The organism is Streptomyces luteosporeus, assembly GCF_039532865.1.
Classification (GTDB): domain Bacteria; phylum Actinomycetota; class Actinomycetes; order Streptomycetales; family Streptomycetaceae; genus Streptomyces; species Streptomyces luteosporeus.
Genome location: NZ_BAAASL010000020.1, coordinates 95,858 through 122,670, shown reverse-complemented (window position 1 = coordinate 122,670; position 26,813 = coordinate 95,858). Strand labels below are relative to the sequence as shown.

The window sequence follows — 26,813 nt, the reverse complement described above, 5'->3', positions numbered from 1 at the left end:
GCGCTCACCCGGTGAGCACCGACAGGTCCTGCCCGGTCTCCGGCACCGCCACCGTCGAGCGGTCGTCGCGCACCGGCTGCACCGTGAACATCGGGACGCCGTCCTTCGGCAGCGCGAGCATCCGCGAGGCGTGCACCGGGCCGCCGGAGACCTTCTCGACGGTCACCGCGTAGACGCCCTTGCCGCCGGTGGGCCGCGGCGGCTCGACGGCGAGGGTCGTGCCGGCCTTCACCGTGTACGTCTTCGACACCGCGGTGCCGCCCTCGCTGCCCGCCGAGGACGTCACCTTCACCTGGGCGTCCCGGCCGGGTGCGGCAAGGGCCAGGGTGGCGGCCCCCGGGCGGTTGTCGGCCACCGTGCCGCGCACGTCGACGGGCGGCGTGGCGGGGATGAAGGCCGTCTCCTGCTTGTCGTCCTTGCCGCGCGTCACCCGCAGGGCGGCGACGACCGGGGCGCTGCCCCGGGCAGCCGTCAGCACCAGCGAACCGGCCTCGCCGCGGGTGACGTCGCCCAGCTCGACCGCCGTCGTCATCCCGGCCTTGACGTGCAGCGACTCGTGCCCGGCCGGACTGATCGAGCCGCTCGGCCCGGCGAGCCGCACGCTCAGGTCGGCGTCGTCGTTGCCGGGCGCGAAGGCGACGAGCCGCACCGAGGTGGCGTCGGCGGGCACGCCCGGCAGCACCGCCACGGGCGCGGCGTCGGCGGACGGCGGCAGCCAGTCGCCGCCCAGCTTGTCGTCGGCGACCTGCACCGCCGCCCCGACCCGGCCGGAGCGCGCGGCCACGTGCAGGGTCAGGTTCTCGGCCGGGGTGTCGGTCAGCGTCGAGAGCAGGACGGGCACGGTGGCGCGGGGCGGGACGGTGACGCCCTCCCCGGACGCGGCGCCCGCCCGGCCCTCCGGCCCGAACAGTTCGAGGTCGACGACCGCCGGCGAGGCGTCCGGGTTGGTCAGGTGCACGTAGTCCTGGCGGCCCTTGGCGGTGCTCGCGCCCGGGAACCAGAAGGAGGTGTCGGGCGGCGTGCAGGCGGTGCCGTGCAGTCCGCGGCCGGAGCCGGCGGCGACGACGGTGGTCTGCTGCGCGGTCCAGCCGGGGGCGAGGGCGCCGTCGGCGGTGCCCAGCAGGGCGGGGGCGTCGGAACGCTCCGTCGTGGCGGTCACCGGCTTGCCGGCCTCCTTGAGGGAGAGCACGGGCTTGCCCGGGTCGTCCTTGGCGGCCGCCTTGGACTCCTTCGTCTCCTTGGACTCCTTCGGCTCCTTGGCCTTCGCGTCCTTGCTGTCCTTCGCGTCCTTGCCCTCGCTCTTCCCGGCGTCCGTGCGCGCCGGGCCGGCCGCGGGCAGCAGGTCGGCCGGGCTGCCGGCGGCGGTCTTCCCGGGCGGGGTGAAGGCGGTGTACGTCGTCTGCCCCACGTCCGAGGAGGTCGGCGCCGGGCACAGCGGCGTCGAGCGCTGGACCGGCAACCGGGTGGCGGTCCTGGTGCCGGTGCCGCCGCCGTCGGAGGGCGGGTTCAGGGCGGCGATGCCGGTGACGACGGCGAGCGCGGCCGTGACGGCGAACAGGGAAAGGGTCGTGCGGTTCACTGCTGCTCGCTCCCGTCACGGTGGGCTCGCTCGCCCCCGCCGTACGTCGTGTCGTAGGGCTGCCGACCGTACCCGTACGGGTCGTACGCGCCGGCCTGGTACGGGTCGGCGTACTGCCCTTGCTGCTGGTGGCCGTACTCCTGCTGCTGCGGCACCGCCGCGTACGGGTCGGGAGCGGCGTCGGCGTGGCCGTAGCCGCCGTAGGAGTCGTAGGCGCCGTCGTGGGGCGCGTACGCGTCGTACGGCTCCGCGGCGGGCGGCCCCGCCTGCTCGGGCACCGCCGGAGCGGTCCCCTCGGCAGCGGCCCGCAGCCGGCGGGCGCGGCGGCCCTCCCCCGGCGCGGACTGCACCGGCACGGCCGCCGCCGCGGCGTCCTCCGGCAGGTCGTCGTCGACGGTGCGGCGGCGGCCCGGCAGCGCGAGCACCACCAGGACCACGGCGAGCAGGCCCTGGGCCCACACCCACACCGAGCGGGCCGGCGGGGTCCGGTAGGTCAGGTCGAGCCGGCCGCCGGTGGCGGGCAGCGCGAAGCCCTGCGCCCAGCCGTCGACGGTGACGGGCTTGAGCAGCCGGCCGTCGAGCGTGGCGAGCCAGCCGGGCGCGGCCTTGTCGGCGAGGCGCAGGAGGCGTCCCTCGCCGCCGGCCGGCACGGTGGTGTGGGCCTCGACGGGGCCGGCGGCGACCGGCGCGGGCGGGGTGGCGGGGGTGCCGTCGGGCTTCTTGGCGCCGGTGACGACGGTGACGCGGGCGACCTGCCGGTCGACGCGCCACAGGGAGCTGCGGTTCTCCTGCCCCATGCGGGTCAGGCCGGGGGTGGCGTCCAGGACGCGGGCGGTGCTGCGCGGGGCGCTGTCGCGCACCAGGACGTAGCCGACGGCGTAGTCGCCGAGGCGACCGGCCTGGTCGGCGCCGGAGCCGGCGACCAGGCCGGCGACGACGGCGTCCAGCTGCCGGTCGCGGCCGGCCGCCGCCGTCTCGGCGTCGCCCATGCGCAGCCCGGAGCCGCGCACGAGCGCGTACGTCACGCGGCCGGAGCCGCCGCCGAGGACGAGGGTTCGGGCCTGGTCGCGGGTGCTCGCCTCCTCCGCGACGAACGCGGGTACCTGCACGGGGTCGCGGCGCTGCAGCGGCCCGTCGGCGCCGCCGGCCGTCCAGACGACGGCCGCGACGAGCGGGGCGGCGCCGGCGGTCAGGGCGATCAGGCCCGCGACCGGCTGCCGCCAGCCGAAGCTGCGGGCGGCGACGCGCTCACGGGCCCCTTCGGCGCCCACGACGGCGGCGGCGGCGAGGGCGAGGCCGTACAGGAGGGTGCCGGGCCCGGCCCAGGCGCTGCCACCGGCGACGGCCGCGCACAGCAGGCCGGCCAGGGCCGCGGCCCACGCGGCGCGGACGGCGAACTGCCGGTCCTGGCGCAGCAGGGCGGCCAGTGCGGCCAGGACGACGCCGGCCAGCAGCAGGGCGCCGGAGGTCCTGGGGCCCCCGGGGTTCGCGGTCAGTAGTTGCAGCGCGGAGGCCGAGCCGTGGCCGTAGGGCGCGCCCGCCTCGGCGAGGAAGCGGCTCGGGTGGGCGAGCAGTCCGAAGGACCAGGGGGCGAGGGCCAGGACGGGGGTCGCGGCGACCGCCAGCAGGCGCGGGCCGTGCACCGCGAGCCGGGCGGCACCGCCGCGCGCGCAGTGCCACACCAGCACGCCGGCGCCCAGCAGCACGGCCACCGGCCACACCACCGGCGTGAAGGCCGTGGTGACGGTGAGCAGGAGGGCGTACGCCCAGGACGCGCGCCACGACGGGGCGGCGTCCGGGGCGCGCAGGCCCCCGGCCGCGACGGCCGCCCGGGCCATGAGCGGCAGCAGGACGGCCAGGACGGCGGTGCCGAGCCTGCCGGTGGCCAGGGCCCCGGTGGTGGCGGGCAGGAAGGCGTAGACCGTACTGGCCCAGGCGCGCAGCAGCCGCGAGTCGGTCAGTGGCCGGGAGGCGGCGTAGGCGGTGAGTCCGGCCAGCGGGACGGAGCACAGGAGCAGCAGGGTCAGGGCCAGGCCCGTGGAGCCGAACAGGACGGAGGCCAGCGCGGCGAGGACGGCCAGGTAGGGCGGTGCGCTCTCGGTGCTGCCGGTGCCGACGGGGTGCCAGCCGTCGGCGTAGGCGGCCCACAGGCCGTCGGGGCCCAGGAGGCGGTCGGGTACGGGCAGCAGGGCGCCGCCGGTCAGGGAGCCGCTGCCGAACAGGCCGCGGCAGGCGACGACGGAGAGCAGGAGCAGTAGGGCGAAGAGCACGGGGGCCGGGCGGCGTGCGAGTCGCCGCAGCCGGGCGAACTGCTCGATCTCCAGGTAGTCGGCGTCGTCGCCGCCGGGCCCGGACTCGGTGGAGCCGCCGTGCCGGCCGGCGGCCGGGTGGGCGTCCTGGGTGCCGATGCCGAAGTCGGCGGCGAGTTGCTCGACGGTGGCGCGGACGGTGGCACCGGGGGGCGGGAAGAGCGGGCGCAGCTCGGCGGGGTCCGCCCGGGGCGCGCCGCGGCGTCTGCGCGCGGCCCGGATGCGCCCGGGGCGCAGCAGGACGCGGGCGAAGCCGGCGAGCTCGTCGAGGGCCTGTCCGGGTGCCTTGCCGACGAGGTAGCCGAGGGTGCGCAGTACGGTGCCGAGGACGAGGCGGACCATGACGTAGGGCAGCAGCGGGCCGCGGGTGTTGGCCAGCAGGGTGTGGACGGCGCCGGCCTTGTCGACGCGGTGGGCGGTGGTGGGCCTGCGGCCGGCGCAGTCGACCGGGCGGCGCTCGCGGGAGGCGGCCTCGGCGTGGCGCAGGACGGCGTCGGGGGCGACGAGCACCCGGTGGCCGGCGGCGTGGGCGCGCCAGCACAGGTCGACGTCGTCGCGCATGAGGGGCAGGCGGGCGTCGAAGCCGCCGAGCTCCTGCCAGACGTCGCGGCGGACGAGCATGCCGGCGGTGGAGACGGCGAGCACGGTGCGGATCTGGTCGTGCTGGCCCTGGTCCTGTTCGCGGCGTTCGAGGCCGGTCCAGCGGCGGCCGCTGCGGGCGATGGAGACGCCGGTCTCCAGCAGCTGCCGGCGGTCGTACCAGCTGCGCAGCTTGGGGCCGATCACGGCGGTGGGGTGGCCGGCGGCGAGCTCGGCGTCGGCGACGCGCAGCAGTTCGTGCAGGGCGCCGGGTTCGGGGGCGCAGTCGTCGTGCAGGAGCCACAGCCACTGGACGGGTTCGAGGTCGGACCGGTCGGTGCGGGTGGGGCCGCCGCCGTACTCGTCCTCGCTCCAGGTGCGGCCGACGGGGTCCCAGCCGCTGGAGCGCCTGAGGTAGGGCAGGTCGTCGGCGCCGAGGACGGGGGCGCTGCGCACGGCCTCCTCGACGGCGGCGCCGAAGCCGGTGCGGCGGGCGAGGTGCAGGACGTGTTCGGCGCCGAGGGCGTCGGCGAGCAGCCGGCGGGAGTCGTCGGTGCTGCCGGTGTCGGCGGCGACGACGTGCTGGACGGGCCGCTCCTGGCCGAGCAGGCCGGCGAGGGCGTCGGGCAGCCAGCGGGCGCCGTCGTGGGCGACGAGCACCGCGGTGACGACGTGCCGGGGGAAGGCCGGGGAGATGGTGGGGTCGAACATGGCAGGTGCGGGCCCCGGTTCGATGGAGACTGCGGTGGACGTACCGGGCCGCGGGCGGTCCCGGCTCACGGGAGGGCGCCGCCCGGGCGGGCGGCGTCTCGGACGGGCCCACCTTAGTGGTACCGGCGGTCGCCCCGGGGGTCGTGCGGACAGCGATCCGCCCCTCGCTTGCGGGCTGCGAGGGGCGGACCGGCGGGTATGAATCCTGCTGTGGGACCGGGTGGGGCCGAGGGTCCTTCGTTCCCGTGGACCGCCGCTGCGTCAGTCGTTGCTCCGGTCGCTGCGTCAGTCCTCGTCGGCTGGCTCGTACAAGACATCTGGTCAGGTCATGACGCCGGTCTTCAGACCGCTGCCTTCTTGAGGCGGCGGCGTTCGCGTTCCGACAAGCCGCCCCAGATTCCGAAGCGTTCGTCGTTGGCCAGAGCGTATTCAAGGCACTCGGAACGGACTTCACAGGCCAGGCATACTTTTTTGGCCTCGCGCGTGGAGCCGCCCTTTTCGGGAAAGAAGGACTCGGGGTCGGTCTGAGCGCACAGTGCGCGCTCCTGCCAGCCGAGCTCCTCGTCCGCCTCCTCGACCAGCAGTTGCTGGAACAGCTCGGTCATGTGCGCCCCTCGTCTGTCAATGCGTCCCCGTGTGCTGCCGCACATCAGGTGCGGCAGAACGACACGAGTGAAATTACAAGTGCGCCGATCCGGGCCAGTCAAGCCGGGATCTGCTATCGGGCCCCTTATTCACTCTGCGGAACCAAGGGCGAGCGGAAAGTTGCCAAAACACCACACAAGTGGACAGTTCCCCCACTCGTCACAAGTGCCTCGTCAGCGCCTCTTCCTTCCCGCCTCACGGAAGAGGACGCCACTCGCACGGGGACCGTTGCACCCGATATTTACGGGTCCGTCGCTCCGCGGGTGTCCGTACACCCCGGATCCCAAACCATTGCCCCCTCTTTCTCACCGGACGAGTGAAAGAAGCGGGCCAAAACGGACGCGCGGTTGACAGCGGCGCCGGGGAGCCGGTCTCCTTGAGGGCATGCCAGCGACCCTGCTCCTTCGGGCCACCGCCCCGGGGAACCTCAGCCTGACCCGCGCGTACGGGTCCCGCTGTGCTGTCCAGGCGCGCTGTCGCTGTTCCAGCTGTCGCAGCTGTTGAGGTGACCGTCCGTGCGCGTGCCGCGCACGCCCGTCCCGGTCCCAGCTGATCGTTCTTCCCTCCCTTCGCGTTCGCGCACGCCCGTTTGCGCGCTTGCGCCCGCGACCGCCATCGCTCTGCCCCCCGCGCAGTCGTACCGCCGAGGAACCCACTCCCCATGAACAGCGACGTCCAGATCGCCGGCGACCCGCTCGCCCTCCCCCACCTGATGCCCACGCCCGCCGCCCACCCCACAACCGTCGCCGAGTTCGCCGGGCTGGCCCGCCGCATCGCCGCCGACACCGCCTCCTGGGCGCCGCTCGTGCGCTACGACGCCGCCAGCCGCTGGTACCACCGGCTGCACACCGGCCCCGGCTACGAGGTGTGGCTGCTGAGCTGGGTGCCCGGGCAGGGCAGCGGGCTGCACGACCACGGCCCCTCCTCCGGCGTGCTCACCGTGCTGCAGGGCGAGCTGTCGGAGCACACCGCACAGGGCGCGCGGCGCACCCTCACCGCCGGCGCACAGCGCGTCTTCGCGCCGGGGTACGCGCACGAGGTCGTCAACGACTCCCTGGACCCGGCGGTCAGCCTGCACGTCTACTTCCCCGGCCTCACCGAGATGCCCATGCACGACGCCGGCACCGCCGCCGCCGTGCAGCCGTCCGTGCACTGCGCCGCCGCCCGCACCACCTCCTGACGCGGGCCGCTGCAGCGGGCGGCCGGGCGGCTGACAGACTGCAGCCATGCAGCGCATTGTGGTTCCGGCCGGCGGGATCGGGGGCGCCCGCTTCCTCCGCGGCCTGAAGTCAGCAGCCCCCGACGCCGACATCACCGTCATCGGCAACACCGGTGACGACATCCACCTCTTCGGACTGAAGGTCTGCCCCGACCTCGACACCGTGATGTACACCCTCGGCGGCGGCATCCACGAGGAACAGGGCTGGGGCCGCGCCGACGAGTCCTTCGCCGTCAAGGAGGAACTCGCCGCCTACGGCGTCGGCCCCGAATGGTTCGGCCTGGGCGACCGCGACTTCGCCACCCACATCGTCCGTACGCAGATGCTCGCCGCCGGCTACCCGCTCAGCGCGGTCACCGAGGCGCTGTGCGCACGGTGGCAGCCGGGCGTGCGGCTGCTGCCCATGAGCGACGACCGCATCGAGACCCACGTGATGATCGACGACCCGGACGGTGCGCCGGGCGCCCGCAAGGCCGTCCACTTCCAGGAGTACTGGGTACGGCTGCGCGCCTCCGTCCCCGCTCACGCCATCGTCCCCGTCGGCGCCGAACAGGCCAAGCCCGCGCCCGGCGTGCTGGAGGCGATCGCCGCGGCCGACGTCATCGTCCTCCCGCCGTCCAACCCCGTGGTCAGCGTCGGCACGATCCTCGGCGTGCCGGGCATCCGCGAAGCGGTGACCGCCGCGGACGCCCCCGTCGTCGGCCTCTCCCCCATCGTCGGCGACGCGCCCGTGCGGGGCATGGCCGACAAGGTCCTCGCCGCCGTCGGCGTCGAGTCCACCGCGGCCGCCGTCGCCCGGCACTACGGCCCCGACCTGCTCGACGGCTGGCTCGTCGACTCCGTCGACGCCGCGGCCGTCCCCGACGTCGAGGCCGCCGGCATCCGCTGCCGCGCGGTGCCGCTGATGATGACGGACCTCGAAGCGACGGCCGCCATGGCCCGCGCGGCCCTGGCCCTGGCCGAGGAGGTGCGCGGATGACCGCGCTGCCCTCCTACCGCGTCTGGGCGGTGCCCGGCATCCCCGAGGTGCGGCCCGGCGACGACCTGGTCAAGCTCATCGCCACCGCCGCCACGGCCGACGGCCTGCCCGGACTGGCCGACGGCGACGTCCTCGTGGTCACCTCGAAGATCGTCAGCAAGGCGGAGGGACGCATCGTCGCCGCCGACGACCGCGAGGCCGCCATCGACGCCGAGACCGTCCGCCTCGTCGCCCGCCGCGGCACCCTGCGCATCGTCGAGAACCGGCTCGGCCTCGTCATGGCCGCCGCCGGCGTCGACGCCTCCAACACCACCGCCGGAACGGTCCTGCTCCTGCCCGAGGACCCCGACGCCTCCGCCCGCCGCATCCGCGACGGCCTGCGCGACGCGCTCGGCGTGGACGTCGGCGTCGTCGTCACCGACACCGCCGGACGGCCCTGGCGCAAGGGCGTGACCGACTTCGCCATCGGCGCGGCCGGCGTCCAGGTCGCCAACGACCTGCGCGGCGACGTCGACGCCCACGGCAACCCGCTCGTCGCCACGGTCGTGGCCACCGTCGACGAACTCGCCGCCGCCGGCGACCTCGTCAAGGGCAAGGCCGGCGCACTGCCCGTCGCCGTCGTCCGCGGACTGGCCCACGTGGTCGGCCCCTCCGACGACGGCGCCCGGTGGCTCGTACGCCCCGCCGAGGACGACATGTTCCGCCTCGGCACCTCCGAGGCCGTACGGGAGGCGGTCGCCCTGCGGCGCACCGTGCGCGAGTTCACGGACGACCCCGTCGACCCCGGCGCCGTACGGCGCGCCGTCGCCGCCGCGGTCACCGCACCGGCCCCCCACCACACCACGCCGTGGCGGTTCGTGCTCCTGGAGAGCGAGAGCGCACGGCACGAGCTGCTCGACGCCATGCGGGAGGCGTGGATCGCGGACCTGCGGGCGGACGGGCGCTCGGAGGAGAGCATCGCCCGGCGCGTACGCCGCGGCGACGTCCTGCGCAAAGCGCCCTACCTCGTGGTGCCGTGCCTCGTCATGGACGGCTCCCACGACTACCCGGACGCGCGGCGGGCGACGGCCGAACGCGAGATGTTCGTGGTGGCGGCGGGAGCGGCCGTGCAGAACTTCCTCGTGGCGCTGGCGGGGGAACGGCTGGGGTCGGCGTGGGTGTCGTCGACGATGTTCTGCCGCGACGTGGTGCGGCGGGTCCTCGGCCTCCCGGCCGACTGGGACCCGATGGGCGCCATCGCGGTCGGCCGCGCAGCGGCTCCGCCGAAGCCGCGCCCTGCCCGCGCGGCGGATCCGTTCGTCGTCACCCGCTAGCGCCGGTTGTGGGCAGTCGTGCCGCTGGGGCGGCACGGGTGGGCACAACCGGCCCACCGGGCCGCACCACCCCAACGCGCCGAAGGCGCGCCGCGGCGGGACAGCCGCCGACGGAGATCGGCGCTCCGCACCGTGGGCGCTGCGGGACGCATCCGCCGGTGGGCCGGTTTGTGCCCACCCGTTCCGCCCTGCGGAACGCCTGCCCACAAACGGGCCGGGACGCCTGCCCACAAACGGGCAGGCCGTCAGGCCTGGGGGCGGCCCATGGCTCGGAAGGTCCAGCCCGCCGCTCGCCACGCCGCCGCGTCCAACGTGTTGCGGCCGTCCAGGACGCGCCGCGCCGCGACGACGTCGCCCACGGCTGCCGGGTCGAGGTCGCGGAACTCGGCCCATTCGGTCAGGTGCAGCACCACGTGCGCTCCCCGGCACGCCTCCAGTGCGCTGGGGGCGTAGGAGAGGGTGGGGAAGACCTGCCGGGCGTTGTTCATGCCCTTGGGGTCGTAGATGGTGACCTGGCCGCCCTGGAGGTGGATCTGGCCGGCGACGTTGAGGGCGGGCGAGTCGCGGACGTCGTCCGAGTCGGGCTTGAAGGTCGCGCCGAGGACGGCGACGCGCCGTCCGAGGAAGCTGCCGCCGACGGTTTCGCGGGCGAGTTCGACCATGTGGCCGCGGCGGCGCATGTTGATGGAGTCGACCTCGCGCAGGAAGGTGAGGGCCTGGTCGGCGCCGAGTTCGCCGGCGCGGGCCATGAAGGCGCGGATGTCCTTGGGCAGGCAGCCGCCGCCGAAGCCGATGCCGGCGCGCAGGAACTTCCTTCCGATGCGCTCGTCGTGGCCGATGGCCTCGGCGAGCTTGACGACGTCGCCGTCGGCGGCTTCGCAGACCTCGGCCATGGCGTTGATGAAGGAGATCTTGGTGGCGAGGAAGGAGTTGGCGGCGGTCTTGACCAGTTCGGCGGTGGGGTAGTCGGTGACGACGAAGGGGGTGCCGTCGCCGATGGGGGTGGCGTAGACCTCGCGCAGGAGCTTCTCGGCGCGCTCGCCGGCGACGCCGACGACGATGCGGTCGGGGTGCAGGGTGTCCTGGACGGCGAAGCCCTCGCGCAGGAATTCGGGGTTCCAGGCGAGTTCGACGTCGTTGCCGGCGGGGGCGAGTTCGGCGAGCGTACGGGCGAGGCGGGCGGCGCTGCCGACGGGGACGGTGGACTTGCCGACGACGAGGGCGGGGCGGCGCAGCTGGGGGGCGAGGGAAGCGACGGCGCTGTCGACGAAGGACATGTCGCAGGCGTACTCGCCGTGCTTCTGCGGGGTGTTCACGCACAGGAAGTGGACGTCGCCGAATTCGCCGACCTCTTCCCAGGAGGTGGTGAAGCGCAGGCGTCCGGTGGCGCCCTCGATGCCGGCGACGTGCTTGCGGAGCAGTTCGTCGAGGCCGGGCTCGTACATGGGGACCTCGCCGCGCGAGAGCATGGCGATCTTCTCCGGCACCACGTCCAGTCCGAGGACCTCGAACCCGAGCTCGGCCATGGCCGCGGCGTGGGTGGCGCCGAGGTATCCGGTGCCGATCACGGTGATCTTGAGGGCCATGCGGTGCTCCATGTGCTGACGGACGTGCTGACGGGCCGGATTGCGTTGCCCGAGCATAGTCGGGGGGCGCCCGGGAAGGATCGCGGGGACGACCGGGGTGCGGGGCGGGTTGTCGGCAAGCTCACGTATCGGCTGCGGAGGGGCTCGCTCTAGACTTGTTGTTACTAAACGGTAGTTAACTCTTCTGGGGAGTACGCCTTGGCGGGAAACAAGGATTTCGACCTCTTCCGGCCGTCGGAGGAGCACGACGAGCTCCGCAAGGTCGTCCGGTCGCTGGCCGAGGCGAAGATCGCGCCGTTCGCCGCCGAGGTGGACGAGGAGGGCCGCTTCCCGAAGGAGGCCCTGGACGCGCTCGTGGCCGCCGACCTGCAGGCCGTGCACGTCCCGGAGGAGTACGGCGGGGCGGGCGCCGACGCGCTGGCGACCGTGATCGTCATCGAGGAGGTCGCCCGGGTGTGCGCCTCCTCCTCCCTGATCCCCGCGGTCAACAAGCTCGGCTCGCTGCCGGTGCAGCTGTCCGGCTCGGAGGAGCTGAAGAAGAAGTACCTGGGCCCGCTGGCCAAGGGCGAGGGCATGTTCTCGTACTGCCTGAGCGAGCCGGACGCCGGTTCGGACGCGGCCGGGATGAAGACGCGCGCGGTGCGCGACGGCGACTTCTGGGTCCTCAACGGCGTCAAGCGCTGGATCACCAACGCGGGCGTCTCCGAGTACTACACGGTCATGGCCGTCACCGACCCCGAGAAGCGCTCGAAGGGCATCTCGGCGTTCGTGGTGGAGAAGGGCGACGAGGGCGTCTCCTTCGGCGCCCCGGAGAAGAAGCTCGGCATCAAGGGCTCGCCGACCCGCGAGGTCTACCTCGACAACGTGCGCATCCCCGCCGACCGCATGATCGGTGAGGAGGGCACGGGCTTCGCCACGGCGATGAAGACCCTGGACCACACCCGCATCACCATCGCCGCCCAGGCGCTCGGCATCGCCCAGGGCGCCCTGGACTACGCCAAGGGCTACGTCCAGGAGCGCAAGCAGTTCGGCAAGCCGATCGGCGACTTCCAGGGCGTCCAGTTCATGCTGGCCGACATGGCCATGAAGCTGGAGGCCGCCCGCCAGCTGACCTACGCGGCGGCCGCGAAGTCCGAGCGGGTCTCGGGCGGCGGCGCGAAGGAGGACCTGACCTTCTTCGGCGCCGCGGCCAAGTGCTTCGCCTCGGACGTGGCGATGGAGATCACCACGGACGCCGTCCAGCTCCTCGGCGGCTACGGCTACACCCGTGACTACCCGGTCGAGCGCATGATGCGCGACGCGAAGATCACGCAGATCTACGAGGGCACCAACCAGGTCCAGCGCATCGTCATGGCGCGCAACCTGCCGTAGGGCCCGGTAGCACCGGCGGCCGCCTTCCGGTGGCGGCGGGCGTGGGGGCGGGTGAAGGTGGTCGCGGAAGAAGGACCACGGGAGGTCGCCCCATGCCCGACGTACGCGGACCGTATGTGCCCGGCACGCCCTGCTGGGTGGACCTCGTGGTCCCCGACCAGCGCGAGGCCCTCGACCTGTACGGGGACCTCTTCGGCTGGCAGGGCGAGCCCGGGCCGCCGGAGACCGGCGGGTACGCCGTGTGCACGCTGCGCGGCAAGCCGGTCGCCGGGATCATGACCGCGATGACGGCCGAGGGCGGCTCGAAGCCGCCGCCCTCGTGGACCACCTACCTGGCCGTCGAGGACGCCGAGGCCGCGACGCGGACGATCTCCTCCGGCGGCGGCACGGTCCTCTACGACTGCATGGACGTGCTCGACCTGGGCCGGATGGCCGTGGTGGCCGACTCCACGGGTGCGGTCTTCGGGCTGTGGCAGGCCAAGGAGTTCATCGGCTCGCAGGTCGTCAACGAGCCGGGCGCGGTGGTGTGGAACGAGCTCAACACCGCCGACCCGGACACGGCCGCCCGCTTCTACCAGCAGACGCTGGGCCTTTCCGCCGCCCCGATGGAGGAGGTGGAGGGCTACTTCTCCCTGCAGGCCGCCGGCCGGGTGGTCGGCGGGATGCAGGACCTGCAGAACTCCCCGCCCGGCTCGCCCTCGCACTGGCTGACGTACTTCTCGGTCGACGACACCGACAGCACCGCCGACGCCCTGGTGCGGGCCGGCGGCTCGGTGCTCAAGCCGCCGTTCGACATGGTGGCCGGCCGGATGGCCGTCCTGCGGGACCCGCAGGGCGCCGTCTTCGCGGTGATCGACGCGACGGGGCCGCAGCCGCCCACCGCCTGAGGTCACTGGTCGCCGGCGGTGACCTTCTGGTCCTTCTTCAGCTGGTCGAAGAGCTGCTTGGCCTTGGCCGTGTCCCACTTGACGGCCACGCCGTCGCTGCGGGTGGGCAGGTTGGGGTTGGAGATGGGGACGGTCATCTGCTTGCCGTCACCGCCGGTGACGCCCTTCATCGCCCAGAACATCGACGTCAGGTCCCACAGCTCCATGTCCTTGTCGACGATGAGCGTCTCCAGGCCCGAGCCGATCACCGGGTAGAGCCGGAAGGGGTTGAGGATCGTCGACGGGGAGGCGGCCTGCTTGGCGAGGGTGTTGAGGAACTTCTGCTGGTTGCGCATCCGGCCCAGGTCCTGGTCGGCCTCCTGGTGCCGCTGGCGGACGAAGGCGAGGGACTGCGCGCCGTTGAGCTCCTGGCAGCCGGCCTTGAAGTCGGCGCCCGAGTCGCGGTCCTTCAGCGGCTTGTCCAGGCACATCTGGACGCCGCCGAGCGCGTCGACGAGGTTGCGGAAGCCGCCGAAGCCGATCTCCGCGTAGTGGTCGATGTGCAGGCCGGTGTTGTACTCGATGGTCTGCGCCAGCAGCTCGGGCCCGCCGTCGGAGTAGGCCTGGTTGAGCTTGTGGGTCGAGGCCGGGAAGCGCTTGCCGGACTGCTTGCCCGTGAAGGCGGGGATGGTCACGTACGAGTCGCGCGGCAGGCTCAGCATCGTGGTGCCGTTGGAGCCGGTGTGCAGGATCATCATCGAGTCGGTGCGCTTGCCGTCGGCCGACCCGGTGTGCAGTTCCTTCTTGTCCTCCTCCGACAGGCCCTCGCGGCTGTCGGAGCCGACGATCAGGTAGTTCGTGCCCTCGCCCGCCGGCGGCCGGTCGGGCACCGAGGAGAGGTCGACCTCGCGGCGCAGCTTGCCGTCGGCCCAGAAGTAGGTGCTCACGGAGACCACCACCAGGCCGGTGACCAGTGCAATCGCGCCGATCTTCAGCCGCTTGCGCCAGTCGGGGGAGGCAGTACGCGTCCCACGGGCGCCCGGCCCGGCGGGGGCCGCGCCGCCGCGCCCGTAGACCTGCCCGGCCGAGTAGCCGTCGGCCTGCGGGGGGCCGCCCTGGGGGCCGGGCCCGTGCGGGGCGTCGTAGCCACGGGGCGGCTGGTACTGCGCGGGCGGGCCCGCACGGCGTGTGTGCGTCCGCCCATCGGGCCAATCACTCATGCTCCCGAGTGTGCCTTCCGTGGCGCCCGGCCTCCCAGGGTGCGGACGGAACCGGGGCAGTGCTGTTGCAGAGCTGATGCAAACGCCGCGGGTGCGACCGGGCCCGCATACAGTGGTGGACATGACCATTCAGGACCGGAACCCGGAGTCCGACATACCGGGCAAGCCGACCTCGGCGTCCCGCACGACGCTGTCCCACATCATGACCAACAACGACACCAACCTGCTGGGCACCGTCCACGGTGGCGTGATCATGAAACTGGTGGACGACGTCGCCGGTGCGGTCGCCGGCCGGCATTCCGGCGGACCCGCCGTCACCGCCTCGATGGACGAGATGGCCTTCCTCGAACCGGTGCGCGTCGGCGACCTCGTCCACGTGAAGGCCCAGGTGAACTGGACCGGGCGCAGCTCCATGGAGATCGGCGTACGCGTGCTCGCCGAGCGCTGGAACGAGGCCGCGCCTCCCGTCCAGGTCGGCAGCGCCTACCTCGTCTTCGCCGCGGTCGACGGCGACGGCAAGCCCCGCGCCGTACCCCAGGTGATGCCCGAGACCGAGCAGGACCGCCGCCGCTACCAGGAGGCCCAGATCCGCCGCACCCACCGGCTCGCCCGGCGCCGCGCGATCATGGAGCTCCGGCAGAACCGGGCCGCCGAGGGCATCGAGGACTGAGCCTCTCTCCCGCTCACCCCTCACCCCTCCGGGCAGACCGCCTGGTCGCCGGTGACCACCGACAGGCCGCCGGGCTGCTCCGCGGGCTGCTCGGCGCGCACGGGGTGGACCCGGGTGAAGTCCGTGCCGAGGACCACCTGCAGCACGGGCCCCTGGCCGGGCACCGGGCGCAGCTCGGCGCCCGGCAGGGCGGCGGCCAGCGAGCGGGCCGAGCGGTCCCAGCGCGGGTCGTAGGTGATCAGGGTGCGCGCAGTGGCGGGCGGCGGCGCGTCGGCGGGCCGGCCGGTGGTGAGGAAGCCGGTGGCCCGCAGCGCCTCGTCGGCGCTCTTGGCCAGGCCGGTGCGGCCGGTGCCGTTGAGGACCTGCACCCGGATGCGCTCCGGCGGCACGTCGACCGTGGTGGGCGGCTGCCCCTGGGGTTTGGCATCCTGCACCCGGTGCGGAGCGCGCGGGATGGCATTGACCGGCCGGTCCTCGCGCAGGGCCTGGAAGAGCTTGCCGGCGGCGGCCTCGTCCCAGCGCACGGTGGAGCCGATGCCGGGTACGGGGAAGTCGGCCACCGCCACGGGTACGGAGGTGAACTCGGCGGAGGCCGGCGTCAGGCCCCGCATGGCCCGGCCCAGGTCGACGAGGTCGGCGGTGCCCAGGCCCCGGTCGGCGCGGACCGAGCCGCTGACGGTGGAGGCGACCTGCCGGAACTTCACCGGGTTCAGCAGGACGCCGCCGTCGGTGGCCCGGTGCATGAGCGAGGCGAGGAAGCGCTGCTGGCGCTGCATCCGGCCGAGGTCGGCGGCGCCGTCCAGGTGCCGGGAGCGCACGTACTGCAGGGCCTGCCCGCCGTCGAGGGTGCTGGTGCCGGCCGGCAGGTCCAGGCCGGTGTAGGTGTCGTGCAGCGGCCTGGCGCTGCAGACCTGGACGCCGCCGACGGCGTCGACGGTCTTCATGAAGCTGGTGAAGTCGACCTCCATGTAGTGGTCGACGTGGACGCCCGTGAGGCGCTCGACGGAGCGCACGGTCAGGCCGGGGCCGCCCTCGGCGTAGGCGGCGTTGAGTTTCTGCCCGTGGGCCGGGCGGATGCGGCCGGTCTCGTCGGTGCGCTCGGGGATCTCGATGTAGGTGTCGCGGGGCAGCCCGACGACGGTGGCCCGCTCGCGGTCGGCCGACAGGTGCACCAGCATCATCGTGTCGGTGCAGTGGCAGGGCATCCCGCCCAGGTGGTAGCGCTGTCGCTCCTCCTCGGTGATCTTGTCGCGGCCGTCGGTGCCGACGAGCAGGATGTTGGTGCCGCGGCTGACCTGGGGCCGGTTCGACAGCCCGCCGAAGGGGTCCACCCGGCCGATGCCGCCGGCGAAGCCGGTGACCACGGCGTGCCCGATGCCCCCGGTGCCCAGCACGGCCAGGGCGGCCCCGGTGGCCAGCCGCATGCCCCAGCGCGGGCGGCGGGCGGCGGGCCGGCGGTGGCGGGTCGGGCGGCGGTGGGGCGGACAGGTGCGCAAGGAGCGGTCGGGTGCGGTCACTGCGTAACCTCCGCGACGGTCGGGGAGCACGGCGGGGGAAGCTCGCGCACTGCAGCAGCACGGTAGGCCCATACGATGAACTGTCCGCGGCCCCACGCCGTCCGGGGCGGTCCCACCACCCGGCCGGGGCGGAGCCGCTTCGCCCATTGGCGGTAACGTGGCCGGGTCCCCGGCCCCCGTACTCCCGAGGAACCATGCCCGATCAGCAGCTGCCAGCCGTTTCCGTGATCATGCCGGTGCTCAATGAAGAACGGCATCTGCGCACCTCCGTGCGGCACATCCTGGAGCAGGAGTATGCCGGTGAGCTGGAGGTGGTCATCGCCCTCGGTCCGTCCACGGACCGCACCGACGAGATCGCCGCGGAGCTGGTCCGGGAGGATCCCCGGGTCCACACCGTGCCGAATCCCTCGGGTCGCACCCCGGCGGCGCTGAACGCGGCGATCAAGGCCTCGCGTCACCCGATCGTGGTACGTGTCGACGGGCACGGCATGCTCTCCCCGGACTACATCGCCACGGCCGTGCGGCTGCTGGAGGAGACCGGCGCCCAGAACGTGGGCGGCATCATGCACGCCGAGGGCGAGAACGACTGGGAGCGGGCCGTCGCCGCGGCGATGACCTCGCGCATCGGCGTGGGCAACGCCGCCTTCCACACCGGCGGCGCGGCCGGCCCGGCCGAGACCGTCTACCTGGGCGTCTTCCGGCGCGAGGTGCTGGAGCAGCAGGGCGGCTACAACGAGGAGTTCATCCGCGCCCAGGACTGGGAGCTGAACTTCCGCATCCGTGAGGCCGGCGGGCTCATCTGGTTCTCGCCGGAGCTCAAGGTCTCCTACCGTCCCCGCCCGAACGTCAAGGAGCTGGCCAAGCAGTACCGCAACTACGGCCGCTGGCGGCACGTGGTGGCCCGCTACCACCAGGGCTCGATCAATCTGCGCTACCTGGCCGCGCCGGCCGCGGTCTGCGCGATCGCGGCCGGCGCGGTGGTGGGCGCGACCGTCACCCCGTGGGGCTTCGTCGTGCCCGCCGGCTACCTGGCGGCCATCGCCGCCGGCTCCGTGCCGGCGGGCAAGGGCCTGCCGGCCGGTGCCCGGGTGCGGATCCCGCTGGCGCTGGCCACGATGCACATGTCGTGGGGCTACGGCTTCCTCACCAGCCCCCGCTCGCTGGCGAAGAAGGTCATCGCCAGCCGCCGCCCGGCAGTGAAGTAGCCGAAGGAGAAGAGGAACCCGGTCGGTCAGTAGCGATTGGCCGGGTTGACCTTCATGCAGGCCGAGGTGTCGGCGCCGTTGAGCGGGTCCGAGCTCTCGGGGGCCTTGTTGTCGCCGTCCTTCTTGCCGTCCTTGCCGTCCGGCTTCCCCTCGCCCGGCTTGGCGGACGCGGAGGCCGAGGCCGAGGCGGAGGCGCCCGGCTCGGGCGTGGTGGCGGAGGCGTCGTCCGCGGCCTTGGGGTACGTCGTGCCCGTACGCCAGTCCCCGCCGACCACGAGCGTGATCTGCCGGACCTCGGGCGAGTGGCGCACCGCGCTCTCCGGCAGGCCGAGGGCCTTGGCCACGGCGAGCGCGTCGGCGCGCTGGGTGGCCCGGGGGTAGGTGATCGTGGTGTCGGCCTGGGCGCGCGGGGTGGAGTCGGCGATCGCCTTGGTGAAGCCCTGCTTGACCAGGAGGGCGGCGATGTCGGAGCCGCGGCCGGTGGCGGGCGGCTCGACGGCGGTGCCCGTGCCGTTGAAGACGGTGACGGCGATGTCGGTCTTCCGGGTGGCGGGCACGGTGGGCACGCCGGCCTTGTCGTCCTTCTTCTTGTCCTTGCCGTCGAGGGCGATGTCGTTGCGGACGAGCGAGAAGAGCTTGTCGGCGTCGCCGGGCTTGGGGATGACGTGCGCGTCCGGGTCCTGCGGGTCGGTGGCCCACGGCATGGTGGTCATGGTGATCCGGTTGGAGGGCACGCGCTTGATGTCGTCGGCGAGGCCGTAGAGGTCCTTGACCGAGCCCAGGTCCTTGTCGACGGTCAGGGCCTTGGTGGCGGCCTCGGCGAGGTCGGTGAGCTGGCCGGGGTCGGAGAGCTTGGTGCCGGCCTTGAGCTGGCGGACCATCGCGTTCATGTACATGTGCTGCGCGTGGGTGCGGCCGATGTCGCTGCCGTCCTCGAAGCCGTGCCGGGTGCGCAGCCACTGCAGGGCCTGCTTGCCCTTGATGGTGTGGCTGCCCTTGGGCAGCTGCAGCCCGGACTTCTCGTCGCGGACGTTCGCGTCGACGCAGACGGGGACGCCGCCGACGGCGTCGGCCATGTTCACCACGCCCGAGAAGTCGATCATCATGAAGTGGTCGACGGGGATGCCGGTGAGCTCCTCCCAGGTGGCGACCGTGCAGCCGGGGCCGCCGTTGGCCAGGCTGGTGTTGATGATCTGGCGGTTGGTCTCCTTGTAGACCTTGCCGGTGTCGGGGTCGGTGCACTTGGGGATCGTCACGCGGGTGTCGCGCGGGACGGATATGACCGACATGTTGCTGCGGTCGGCCGAGACGTGCACGAGCATCTGCACGTCGGCCAGCGGCGGGCGGTCGGCGTCGTCGCGGGCGCCGCCGAGGTCCTGGTTCTCCTTGCTGCCGCGGCTGTCGGAGCCCAGGAGGAGGATGTTCAGCGGGCGCTGGCCGTCGGCGTTGGCGGCGCTGCGGTCGAGCTGCTTGTCGCCGAGGTTGAGCTTGTTCTTCTTGATGTTGTCGTTGAGGTGCTGGTAGTAGAACCAGCCCGCCGCGGCCACGCCGAGGATCAGGACGGCGAGGCCGAGGGCGGTCCAGCGCAGGATCCGGCCGATGCGGCGGCGGCGCGGCCGGCCGCCGCCGGGACGAGTCCCCGCCGGGCGTGCGGCGGGGCCGGGTATCGCGCCGGATCCGGCCTCCTCGGCGGCGTCCCGGGCGCCGGCCCCGCCGTCGGCGGTCCCGGCGGTCCCGGCGCTCTCGTGCTCCGCGGAACGCTGCTTCGGCGCGGTCGCGGCGGCCTTGCCGGCCGCCTCATTCCGCGCACCACTGCTCTGCCGCATCGGGCCCTCCCCTTGGATGGTGCGTACCGGCCCGATGGGCAGACGTGTGTCCCGCTCGAGTCCTGCTACGTAATGAGATGCGAAAGAACCTCGTCAGGGTTCACTTTGCACAGATGTTCTCATCGTCCGCCTCGACCTTCTGAATCCCCTCCGGGGCCTTTTGCGGCGCGGTGACGGGAGTGCCCGCACCGTGGAAGTCGGCGCCGAGGGTGAGGGTCATCTCCGCGGTGGGCGCGGCGTCGGTCGCGCTCTGCTTGAGGGCGTCGGCGGGCAGGCCCATGTCCTCGGCCAGACGGCGGGCCTGATCGGCCTGGTTGGGCGCGAATTCGAGGACGGTCTTGTCCTTCTTGCCGCCCGCGGCGTTGCCGCCGTTGCTGGTGTGGCCCATGCCCTTGGTGTTCTGCATCCAGGCGACGGTCTCCTGGGCGGCGCCGACCTTGCCGCTGCCGTTGAGGACCTTGACCCGCACCTGGGCGGGCGCGGCCTTGGGGCCCTGCAGGAGGGCGGCCTGCTTGGCGTCGGCCTCCTCCTTCTGCTTGCGCTCCTTCTCCTTGACCTCGGTCAGCGAGACGTCCTGGCGGACCATGGCGAACAGCGGCTCGGCCTTCGGCTTGTCCAGCACGACGGTCTTGTGGAACTTGCCCTCGGCGGGGTTGTCGACGACGGGCACGGTGGCGAAGGTGATGTTCTTCAGGTTGACCTTGCTGAGCTCCTTGGCGAGGCTCATCAGCTTGCTGATCGAGCCTATGCCGGTGTCGACGGTGAGCGAGTTGGTCGCGGCGTCGCTGAGGTCGTAGAGCTTCTTGGGGTTGGAGAGGGTGTCGCCCGACTTCATCTTCCGGATCATCGAGCTCAGGAACTGCTGCTGGAGCTTGATGCGGTCCAGGTCGCTCTCGAAGCCGACGCTGTGCCGGGTGCGGACGAACGCGAGCGCGTCCTCGCCCTGGATGCTGTGGTGGCCCTTGGAGAGCTTCAGGTGCGACTTGGGGTCGTTGATGTCCTTGGCGAGGCAGACGTCGACGCCGCCCACGGCCGCGGAGAGCTCCTTGACCGCGTTGAAGTCGGCCATCATGAAGTGGGTGACCTTCAGGCCGGTGAGCTGCTCGACGGTGCGCCAGGTGCAGCCCGGGTCGCGGTCCTCCTGGCCGAGGCTCTCGTTGAAGCGCACGCCCTTGGAGCCGGGGATCGTCCGGGACTTTCCGCCCGACTTGGTCGGGCAGTCCGGAATGTCGGTGATCATGTCACGCGGAATGGACAGCGCCGTCGCGTTCGTCCGGTCCTCGGAGACGTGGAAGAGCAAGGTGGTGTCGGCGTGGCCGACGCTGCCGTCGTCGCCGTAGCCGGTGTTGCCCTTGCCGGAGCGCTTGTCCGTGCCGATCACCAGGATGTTGACCGGGCCGTCGATGACGGCGTCGTTGTTGATGCCGACGTCGACCTTGTCGATGTTGTTGTTGAAGTGCTGGTAGAGCAGGTACCCGCCCACCGAGCCGGCGACCAGCACGAAGCCCAGGGTGCCGCCGGTCCACATCAGGACCTTCTTCTTCCTGGCGGCCTGCTTCTTCGGCTTCGGCCGCCGGCGCCCGGTCGCCGCCTTGGCCGCGGCGCGGCGACCGCCGCCGCCCGTGCCGCGCTGCCCCGGCACGGTGCGGGTGCCCGGCTGCTTGCGGGGCGCGGCGGTGGCTCTGGCGGGGGCGGTGCGGCGGCTGGGTGCCGGGGTGGTGGGTCCGGAAGCGGCCCTGTCGGGGCTTGCGGGTTCATCGATACGCAGCTCGTAGCTGCCGGTGTCGGGGTCGAACACCCACTGGTCGGCGGGATCGATGCCGCCCGCTCGCCCACGGCCTTGCGCATCCACGGTCGCTTGAGTCCTCCGTCGGTGCCACGCGGCGCCTACCCCCCATGAGGCGCACGAGAGTGTCGTTGGTGCAGTGCGCGGTCGGCCGGCAGTGCGCACCGGGATCGCTCACACTATCCGCCCAGTTCAGCGTCAAGCGACGCCCGTGACAAATTGCACTCCCCTACAACTGGGCAATCTGCCCAATCCCTTCGCGTGGACGGTCGCCCGGGCGAACACGGGGACAGGGCGCCGGCCGGGCCGTTCGCCCGTTTTTACCGCGTAGGTGATCGGTTGTCAGCCGCAGCTGCCGCGTGCCGCGGTGGTGCCCTCGTACGTGGGCGGGGCGGTCGGCAGCGGGGAGGGCGCGGTGGTGGTCGCGTAGGCGGAGGGGGGCGGCGGCTGGGGTTCGGCGCCGTCGGTGCCCTCGGGTTCCGGTTCGCGGCCGGGCCGGACGGCGGCCGGCCTGTCGTCGGCGGGGCGGACGTGGGCGCTCAGCGTCACCCGGCGGTCCCTGCGCAGCTGTTCGAAAAGCTGGTCGGCGTCCGGCTGGACGAGCTCGTCGCGGGCGCTGTTGTACGGGTACGGCCGGCGCGGCACCGTCAGGAACTGCACGCGGTCGGCGGGGATGCCGCGCACGGTGCGCACGAGGTTGTACAGCCGCTTCAGCGAGCCGAGGCCGGGGTCGGTGGTCACCGACTTGGTGGCGGCGTCCAGCACGGGGTAGAGCCGGGCGGGGTTGAGCAGGACGCCCTCGCTCTGCACCTCCTGCACCAGGGCCCCCAGGAACTTCTGCTGCCGCCCCATGCGTTCGGTGTCGCTGCCGTCGCCGACGCCGTAGCGGGCCCGGACGTAGCCGAGGGCCTGTTCGCCGTTGAGCACCTGGCGCCCGGCGGGCAGCGAGAGGCGGGCCTCGCGGTCCTCCATGGGCCGGTTCAGGCAGACCTCGACGCCGTCGACCGCGTCGACCAGGCGCTTGAAGCCGTTGAAGTCCAGGACGACGTGATGGTCGATCCGGATCCGGGTGATGTTCTCGACGGTGCGGATGGTGCAGGCGGTGCCCGCGAGCTCGTACGCCCAGTTGAACTGGGCGAAGCGCTCATTGGTGTAGGTGCCGTCGGGCTTGCGGCAGCTGGGGATGGTCGCCATCAGGTCGCGCGGGAGGCTGACGGCGGTCGCGCTCTTCCGGTCGGCGGCCAGGTGCAGAAGGATCGTGGTGTCCGAGCGCTGGCTGTCGTCGGCGCCGCCGTACTGGCCGTTGCCGGTGCCGCTGCGCGTGTCCGAGCCGATGATCAGGATGTTCTGGGCGCCGGCGACCAGGGCACTGGGCCGCTCCTTCTCCCAGCGGCGCAGCTCCTCCTCGGTCGCGGTGTCGGTGTGGATGTTGCCGTTGAGGCGCTGGTAGAGGAACCAGCCGAGCCCCGTGAACCCCAGCAGCAGCACCGCGAGGAGCGCCGCGAAGCCGCGCAGCCAGCGGCGCCGGCGCCGCCGGGGCACGCCCGGCCGGCCGAGCGGCCCCCGGACCCCGGGGCGGTTCGGCCGGCCGGGCGTACCGGGGCCGGGCGTCACGGCTTACGTGCGTCCCTCCTGCGCGTCGGGCTGCGGTCGGTGCGGCCCGTGGGGAGCCGCACCTACCGCCGATCATCGCGCGGCTGCGGCGCTCCGGCAGCGTCAGAGGGCCGTCACGGTGACGCGCTCGTCCGCGCACCGTCGCTCCAGCGCCTCCTGGGGCAGCCGGTCGAGGTGGCGGCACAGCACGACGGAGCCGCCCGCGGCGAGCGGGGCGTACAGGCCGGCCGACAGGCCCTCCCAGCCGTCGTAGCCCTGGGCGGACAGGACGCGCGAGCCGGGCCCCAGGCCGTCCCGGGCGGCGTCCGCGCGGGCCCGGTCGACCAGCTGCTCGCCCGTCAGTTCGAGCCCGCCGACGGCGAGCGCCGGGGCGGCGGGGTCCACGGGGGCGTACGGGGCGAACCGGTCGCCCTGGGAGGGGACCTCGACGGCGTAGTCGGCGAAGCCGGCCGGCGGCTGGGGGAAGCGGCCGCCCAGGGGGCGCAGGGCCAGCGCCACGCGCTCCCCGGAGCAGGCCCGCGCCCGCTCCAGGTCGTCCGGGCCGCTGACGACGAGGTCCGCCGCGGCCGGGTCGCCGCCGACGTCGGCGGTGACCCCGACGGAGGAGGCGGCGATCAGCCAGACGGCGGTCTGCCAGTGCGCCGGAAGGAGCAGGGCGAGGCGGTCGCCGGGTCCGGCGTTCAGGTCGTCCTGGAGGAGGTTGGCGGTCTTCGCCACCCAATTGGCGAAGGTGGCCACGGACAGTTCGACGCGCTCGCCGGTGGCGTCGTCGTAGAAGGTCACCAGGGGGCGCGCGGGGTCCGCGGCGAGCGCGGAACGCAGCAGGTCGGCGGGGGTGCGGTCGGTGGCGTTCATCCGCGACAGGGTACGCGGAGGGCCCGTCTGACGGGTGGTCGGACCGGCCGCGGGCCGGCCGCGGGCACCCGACTCGCCGTCAGGCGAGGAATGGACAGACAAGTACGGATATGTCCACGATTTCTGGTATGCGCGGAAATCTTGTCTCCCCGGCCGCCGCCGCGTGCGCCGCGGTCCTGGCCCTGCCCTTCCTCGCCACCCCGGCCGCGCCGGCCCCGGCGACGCGCACCCGGCCCGGCGTCCCCGCCGTACCGCCCGTCCCCCGCACCCACGTGGCGCACACCGGCGCGGCGCACACCGACGGCGTGCCGCGCCACGGCACCCGGGTGCTGCCGGGCTCGCCCGCCGCCGTACCGGGCAGCACCCACTCGCTGCGCCTGCGGCCGCTGGGCGCCCCCGCCGGGGCGCCCGGACGGGGCCGGCCGCGCGGCCCGCAGGGGCTGCCCGCCCGCGCGGTCGCGCCGTTCTCCCTGGTCGGCATCGTCTGGGACGACCCCCGCACCGAGCTGCGCGGCCGGGCCCAGGTGCGCACCCGGGCGCTGGGCAGCAGCACCTGGTCCGAGTGGCAGGACGTGCAGACGCACGACGACGACCGCCCCGACCTCGACTCCCCCGAGGCCCGGCGCGGCAGCCTGCGCGGCGCCACCGCGCCGCTGTGGGTGGGCGCCTCCGACGCCGTACAGGTCAGGGTGCAGCCCGAGACGAAACCCGTCGCGCAGGGCACCCAGGCCGCGGGCCGGCCCGAGGCGCAGGTGCGGCCGCTGCCCTCCGGGCTGCGCGTCGAGCTCGTCGACCCCGGCCGCGATCCGCGCCGGGCCGCCGGGCGGGCGCGGGGCGCGAGCATCACCCCGGCACCGCCCACGGAGCAGGAGAACGCCAGCTCCGCGGCCAACCTCCCCCTCGCCCCCCTCGGCGCCACGGAGATCCCGGCGCTCGGCCGGCCCGACTCGGCCCGCGACATCGCCGCCACCAAGGTGGAGCCGGCCGGCGTCGCCCAGGACAAGCCGGTCTCCGACGGGCACGGCGCCCCCGACCCGGAGGGCGACGACGAGCTGTCCCCGCCGACCGGCCTCGACGACGGCGACGGCACCGCCGACGTCACCGAGCCCTCCGGCCGCTTCGTCGGGCCGCGCCCCCGCATCGTCACCCGGGCCGGCTGGGGCGCCGACGAGTCGCTGCGCGAGCGCGGCTTCCCCTACGACAAGAAAGTGCGGGCCGCGTTCATCCACCACACCGCCTCCGGCAACGGCTACAGCTGCGCGCAGTCCGCCTCCGTCATCCGGGGTATCTACCGCTACCACGTGGTGAGCAGCGGCTGGCGGGACGTGGGCTACAACTTCCTCGTGGACAAGTGCGGCACCGTCTACGAGGGCCGGGCAGGCGGTGTGGCGAAACCCGTCAGAGGTGCCCATACTCTCGGTTTCAACACCAACAGCATGGGAATCGCCCTGCTCGGCACCTTTGGGAGGAGCAGCCCGACCGCCGCCGCGCTCGACGCCGTGGCGACCCTGACCGCTTGGAAGCTCGGCCTCTACGACGTCAACCCCCTCGGCACCGTCTCCCTGGTCTCCGCCGGCGGCAACCGCTTCAAGAAGGGCACCACCGCACGGCTCAAGGCGATCTCCGGGCACCGCGACGGCTTCACCACCGAATGCCCCGGCGACCGGCTCTACGCCCGGCTGCCCCAGGTGCGCGCGCAGGCCGCCCGGCTGCAGGGCCGCTGACCGGAACGCGCCCGCGTCCGGCCCGCGAGCGGTGACCGGACGCGGGCGGAAGCACACGTTCTGCGTACACTGGCCGCCGATCACGGGCCGGCCCCAGCAGGAAGCAGAGACGATTACGTGACGAAGCTGTCTTCTTCGCCAGAAGCGATCCTCCTGGTCGGCGGCAAGGGAACGCGACTGCGCCCGCTCACGGTGCACACGCCCAAGCCCATGATCCCGGCGGCCGGCGTGCCCTTCCTCACCCACCAGCTGGCCCGCGCCCGGGCCGCGGGCGTCGAGCACATCGTGATGGCCACGTCCTACCTGGCCGAGGTCTTCGAGCCGTACTTCGGCGACGGCTCCGCCCTCGGGCTGCACCTGGAGTACGTCACCGAGGAGGAGCCGCTGGGCACCGGCGGCGCCATCCGCAACGTCGCCTCGCGCCTGCACTCCGGGCCGGACGACCCGGTGCTGATCTTCAACGGCGACATCCTCACCGGCCTGGACATCGAGGCCCTGGTGGACACCCACCGCACCACCGGCGCCGACGTCTCCCTGCACTTGACGCGGGTGGCCGACCCGCGGGCCTTCGGGCTGGTGCCGACCGACGCCACCGGGCGCGTCACCGCCTTCCTGGAGAAGCCGCAGACGCCCGAGGAGATCGTCACCGACCAGATCAACGCGGGCGCCTACGTCTTCAACCGGTCCGTGATCGACACCATCCCGGCCGACCGGCCGGTCTCCGTGGAGCGCGAGACCTTCCCCGGGCTGCTGGCCGCCGGCGCCCACCTGCAGGGCATGGTCGACTCCACGTACTGGCTGGACCTGGGCACGCCGCAGGCGTTCGTCCGGGGCTCGGCGGACCTGGTCCTGGGCCGCGCCCCCTCCCCGGCGGTGCCCGGACGCTGCGGCGACCGGCTGGTCCTCGCGGGGGCCGAGGTGGCCCCCGACGCCAAGATCATGGGCGGTACGGTCGTCGGCGCCGGGGCCCGCGTCGACCCCGGCGCGCGCATCGACGGCAGCACCGTGCTGGACGGCGCGATCGTCGAGGCAGGCGCCAGCGTCCGCGACTCCCTCATCGGCGCGGGCGCGCGCATCGGGGCGCGCACGGTGCTCGACGGCGCGGTCGTCGGCGACGGCGCCGCGGTCGGCGCGGACAACGAGCTCGGCACCGGCGCCCGCGTGTGGTGCGGGGCGGCCATCCCCGACGGCGCGATCCGCTTCTCGTCGGACCAGTAGGTACGGCAACGCGCGTACCCT

The 26,813-nt window shown here is 73.6% G+C and carries 19 protein-coding genes; 9 read left to right on the top strand and 10 right to left on the bottom strand.

Translation table 11 applies throughout. The annotated features are described in order from the left end of the window. Nucleotides 1–4 precede the first annotated feature (4 nt). The 3 genes from ABD361_RS24175 to ABD361_RS24165 form a co-directional block, all read right to left on the bottom strand. Nucleotides 5–1,579 (bottom strand): DUF5719 family protein, encoded by a 1,575-nt coding sequence (locus ABD361_RS24175; RefSeq protein ID WP_344437855.1) that lies wholly within the window; start codon nucleotides 1,577–1,579, stop codon nucleotides 5–7. Next, nucleotides 1,576–5,178 carry a glycosyltransferase family 2 protein gene (locus tag ABD361_RS24170; protein ID WP_344437853.1) on the bottom strand — a complete coding sequence of 1,201 codons (3,603 nt, stop codon included), beginning with the start codon at nucleotides 5,176–5,178 and terminating at the stop codon, nucleotides 1,576–1,578. Before ABD361_RS24170 ends, ABD361_RS24175 begins: the two co-directional genes overlap by 4 nt. 341 nt (nucleotides 5,179–5,519) lie before the next feature. Further along, nucleotides 5,520–5,783, bottom strand: a complete 264-nt coding sequence (locus ABD361_RS24165; protein WP_004952403.1) for a WhiB family transcriptional regulator — start codon at nucleotides 5,781–5,783, stop codon at nucleotides 5,520–5,522. Nucleotides 5,784–6,484: 701 nt separating this feature from the next. Here ABD361_RS24165 and ABD361_RS24160 point away from each other — a divergent pair. From ABD361_RS24160 to ABD361_RS24150, 3 genes are read left to right on the top strand one after another with little or no spacing between them, the layout of a single operon-like run. Beyond that, a complete protein-coding gene (locus ABD361_RS24160; RefSeq protein WP_344437852.1) occupies nucleotides 6,485–7,003 on the top strand; it encodes a cysteine dioxygenase in 519 nt (172 codons plus the stop codon). 46 nt (nucleotides 7,004–7,049) lie between these two features. Further along, the gene (cofD, locus tag ABD361_RS24155; protein ID WP_344437850.1) at nucleotides 7,050–8,021 is read left to right on the top strand and encodes a 2-phospho-L-lactate transferase; all 972 of its coding nucleotides are present in this window, start codon (nucleotides 7,050–7,052) and stop codon (nucleotides 8,019–8,021) included. Then, the gene (locus ABD361_RS24150) at nucleotides 8,018–9,334 is read left to right on the top strand and encodes a coenzyme F420-0:L-glutamate ligase (RefSeq protein WP_344437847.1); all 1,317 of its coding nucleotides are present in this window, start codon (nucleotides 8,018–8,020) and stop codon (nucleotides 9,332–9,334) included. The genes cofD and ABD361_RS24150 overlap by 4 nt, the downstream gene beginning before the upstream one ends. Nucleotides 9,335–9,579: 245 nt before the next feature. On the opposite strand, the gene ABD361_RS24145 is transcribed toward ABD361_RS24150, so the two are convergent. Beyond that, nucleotides 9,580–10,920: a UDP-glucose dehydrogenase family protein gene (locus tag ABD361_RS24145; RefSeq protein WP_344437845.1), complete on the bottom strand. Its 1,341-nt coding sequence runs from the start codon at nucleotides 10,918–10,920 to the stop codon at nucleotides 9,580–9,582. A gap of 198 nt (nucleotides 10,921–11,118) precedes the next feature. Between ABD361_RS24145 and ABD361_RS24140 the strand changes: the two genes are divergently transcribed. Both ABD361_RS24140 and ABD361_RS24135 read left to right on the top strand, forming a co-directional pair. Further along, the gene (locus ABD361_RS24140; RefSeq protein ID WP_344437843.1) at nucleotides 11,119–12,291 is read left to right on the top strand and encodes an acyl-CoA dehydrogenase; all 1,173 of its coding nucleotides are present in this window, start codon (nucleotides 11,119–11,121) and stop codon (nucleotides 12,289–12,291) included. Between the two features lie 92 nt (nucleotides 12,292–12,383). Then, nucleotides 12,384–13,178, top strand: coding sequence for a VOC family protein (locus ABD361_RS24135; RefSeq protein WP_344437841.1), 795 nt, complete (start codon nucleotides 12,384–12,386; stop codon nucleotides 13,176–13,178). A gap of 2 nt (nucleotides 13,179–13,180) precedes the next feature. Here ABD361_RS24135 and ABD361_RS24130 read toward each other — a convergent pair whose 3' ends face one another. Beyond that, entirely contained in the window at nucleotides 13,181–14,377 is a 1,197-nt protein-coding gene (locus ABD361_RS24130) for an LCP family protein (RefSeq protein WP_344437839.1), read from the bottom strand. A gap of 121 nt (nucleotides 14,378–14,498) precedes the next feature. Here ABD361_RS24130 and ABD361_RS24125 point away from each other — a divergent pair, with 121 nt between their 5' ends. Further along, the gene (locus ABD361_RS24125) at nucleotides 14,499–15,047 is read left to right on the top strand and encodes an acyl-CoA thioesterase (protein WP_344437837.1); all 549 of its coding nucleotides are present in this window, start codon (nucleotides 14,499–14,501) and stop codon (nucleotides 15,045–15,047) included. Nucleotides 15,048–15,067: 20 nt separating this feature from the next. Here ABD361_RS24125 and ABD361_RS24120 read toward each other — a convergent pair whose 3' ends face one another. Continuing rightward, on the bottom strand, nucleotides 15,068–16,564 hold the full coding sequence (locus tag ABD361_RS24120; RefSeq protein ID WP_344437835.1) for an LCP family protein: 1,497 nt from the start codon (nucleotides 16,562–16,564) through the stop codon (nucleotides 15,068–15,070). A 194-nt stretch (nucleotides 16,565–16,758) separates the two neighbouring features. On the opposite strand from ABD361_RS24120, the gene ABD361_RS24115 reads away from it, so the two are divergent. Further along, nucleotides 16,759–17,769, top strand: a complete 1,011-nt coding sequence (locus ABD361_RS24115) for a glycosyltransferase family 2 protein (RefSeq protein ID WP_344437833.1) — start codon at nucleotides 16,759–16,761, stop codon at nucleotides 17,767–17,769. 26 nt (nucleotides 17,770–17,795) lie between these two features. On the opposite strand, the gene ABD361_RS24110 is transcribed toward ABD361_RS24115, so the two are convergent. The 4 genes from ABD361_RS24110 to ABD361_RS24095 all read right to left on the bottom strand — a co-directional run bounded on the left by ABD361_RS24110 (nucleotide 17,796) and on the right by ABD361_RS24095 (nucleotide 23,850). Continuing rightward, on the bottom strand, nucleotides 17,796–19,595 hold the full coding sequence (locus ABD361_RS24110) for an LCP family protein (RefSeq protein WP_344437830.1): 1,800 nt from the start codon (nucleotides 19,593–19,595) through the stop codon (nucleotides 17,796–17,798). A 100-nt stretch (nucleotides 19,596–19,695) separates the two neighbouring features. Then, nucleotides 19,696–21,447, bottom strand: a complete 1,752-nt coding sequence (locus tag ABD361_RS24105; RefSeq protein WP_344437828.1) for an LCP family protein — start codon at nucleotides 21,445–21,447, stop codon at nucleotides 19,696–19,698. Between the two features lie 276 nt (nucleotides 21,448–21,723). Beyond that, nucleotides 21,724–22,995, bottom strand: a complete 1,272-nt coding sequence (locus tag ABD361_RS24100) for an LCP family protein (RefSeq protein ID WP_425583306.1) — start codon at nucleotides 22,993–22,995, stop codon at nucleotides 21,724–21,726. Nucleotides 22,996–23,097: 102 nt separating this feature from the next. Beyond that, on the bottom strand, nucleotides 23,098–23,850 hold the full coding sequence (locus ABD361_RS24095; protein ID WP_344437826.1) for a TIGR03089 family protein: 753 nt from the start codon (nucleotides 23,848–23,850) through the stop codon (nucleotides 23,098–23,100). A gap of 128 nt (nucleotides 23,851–23,978) precedes the next feature. On the opposite strand from ABD361_RS24095, the gene ABD361_RS24090 reads away from it, so the two are divergent. Further along, nucleotides 23,979–25,574: a peptidoglycan recognition protein family protein gene (locus ABD361_RS24090; RefSeq protein ID WP_344437824.1), complete on the top strand. Its 1,596-nt coding sequence runs from the start codon at nucleotides 23,979–23,981 to the stop codon at nucleotides 25,572–25,574. A 126-nt stretch (nucleotides 25,575–25,700) separates the two neighbouring features. Beyond that, entirely contained in the window at nucleotides 25,701–26,792 is a 1,092-nt protein-coding gene (gene manB, locus ABD361_RS24085; RefSeq protein WP_344437886.1) for a mannose-1-phosphate guanylyltransferase, read from the top strand. The last annotated feature ends 21 nt before the right edge of the window (nucleotides 26,793–26,813 follow it).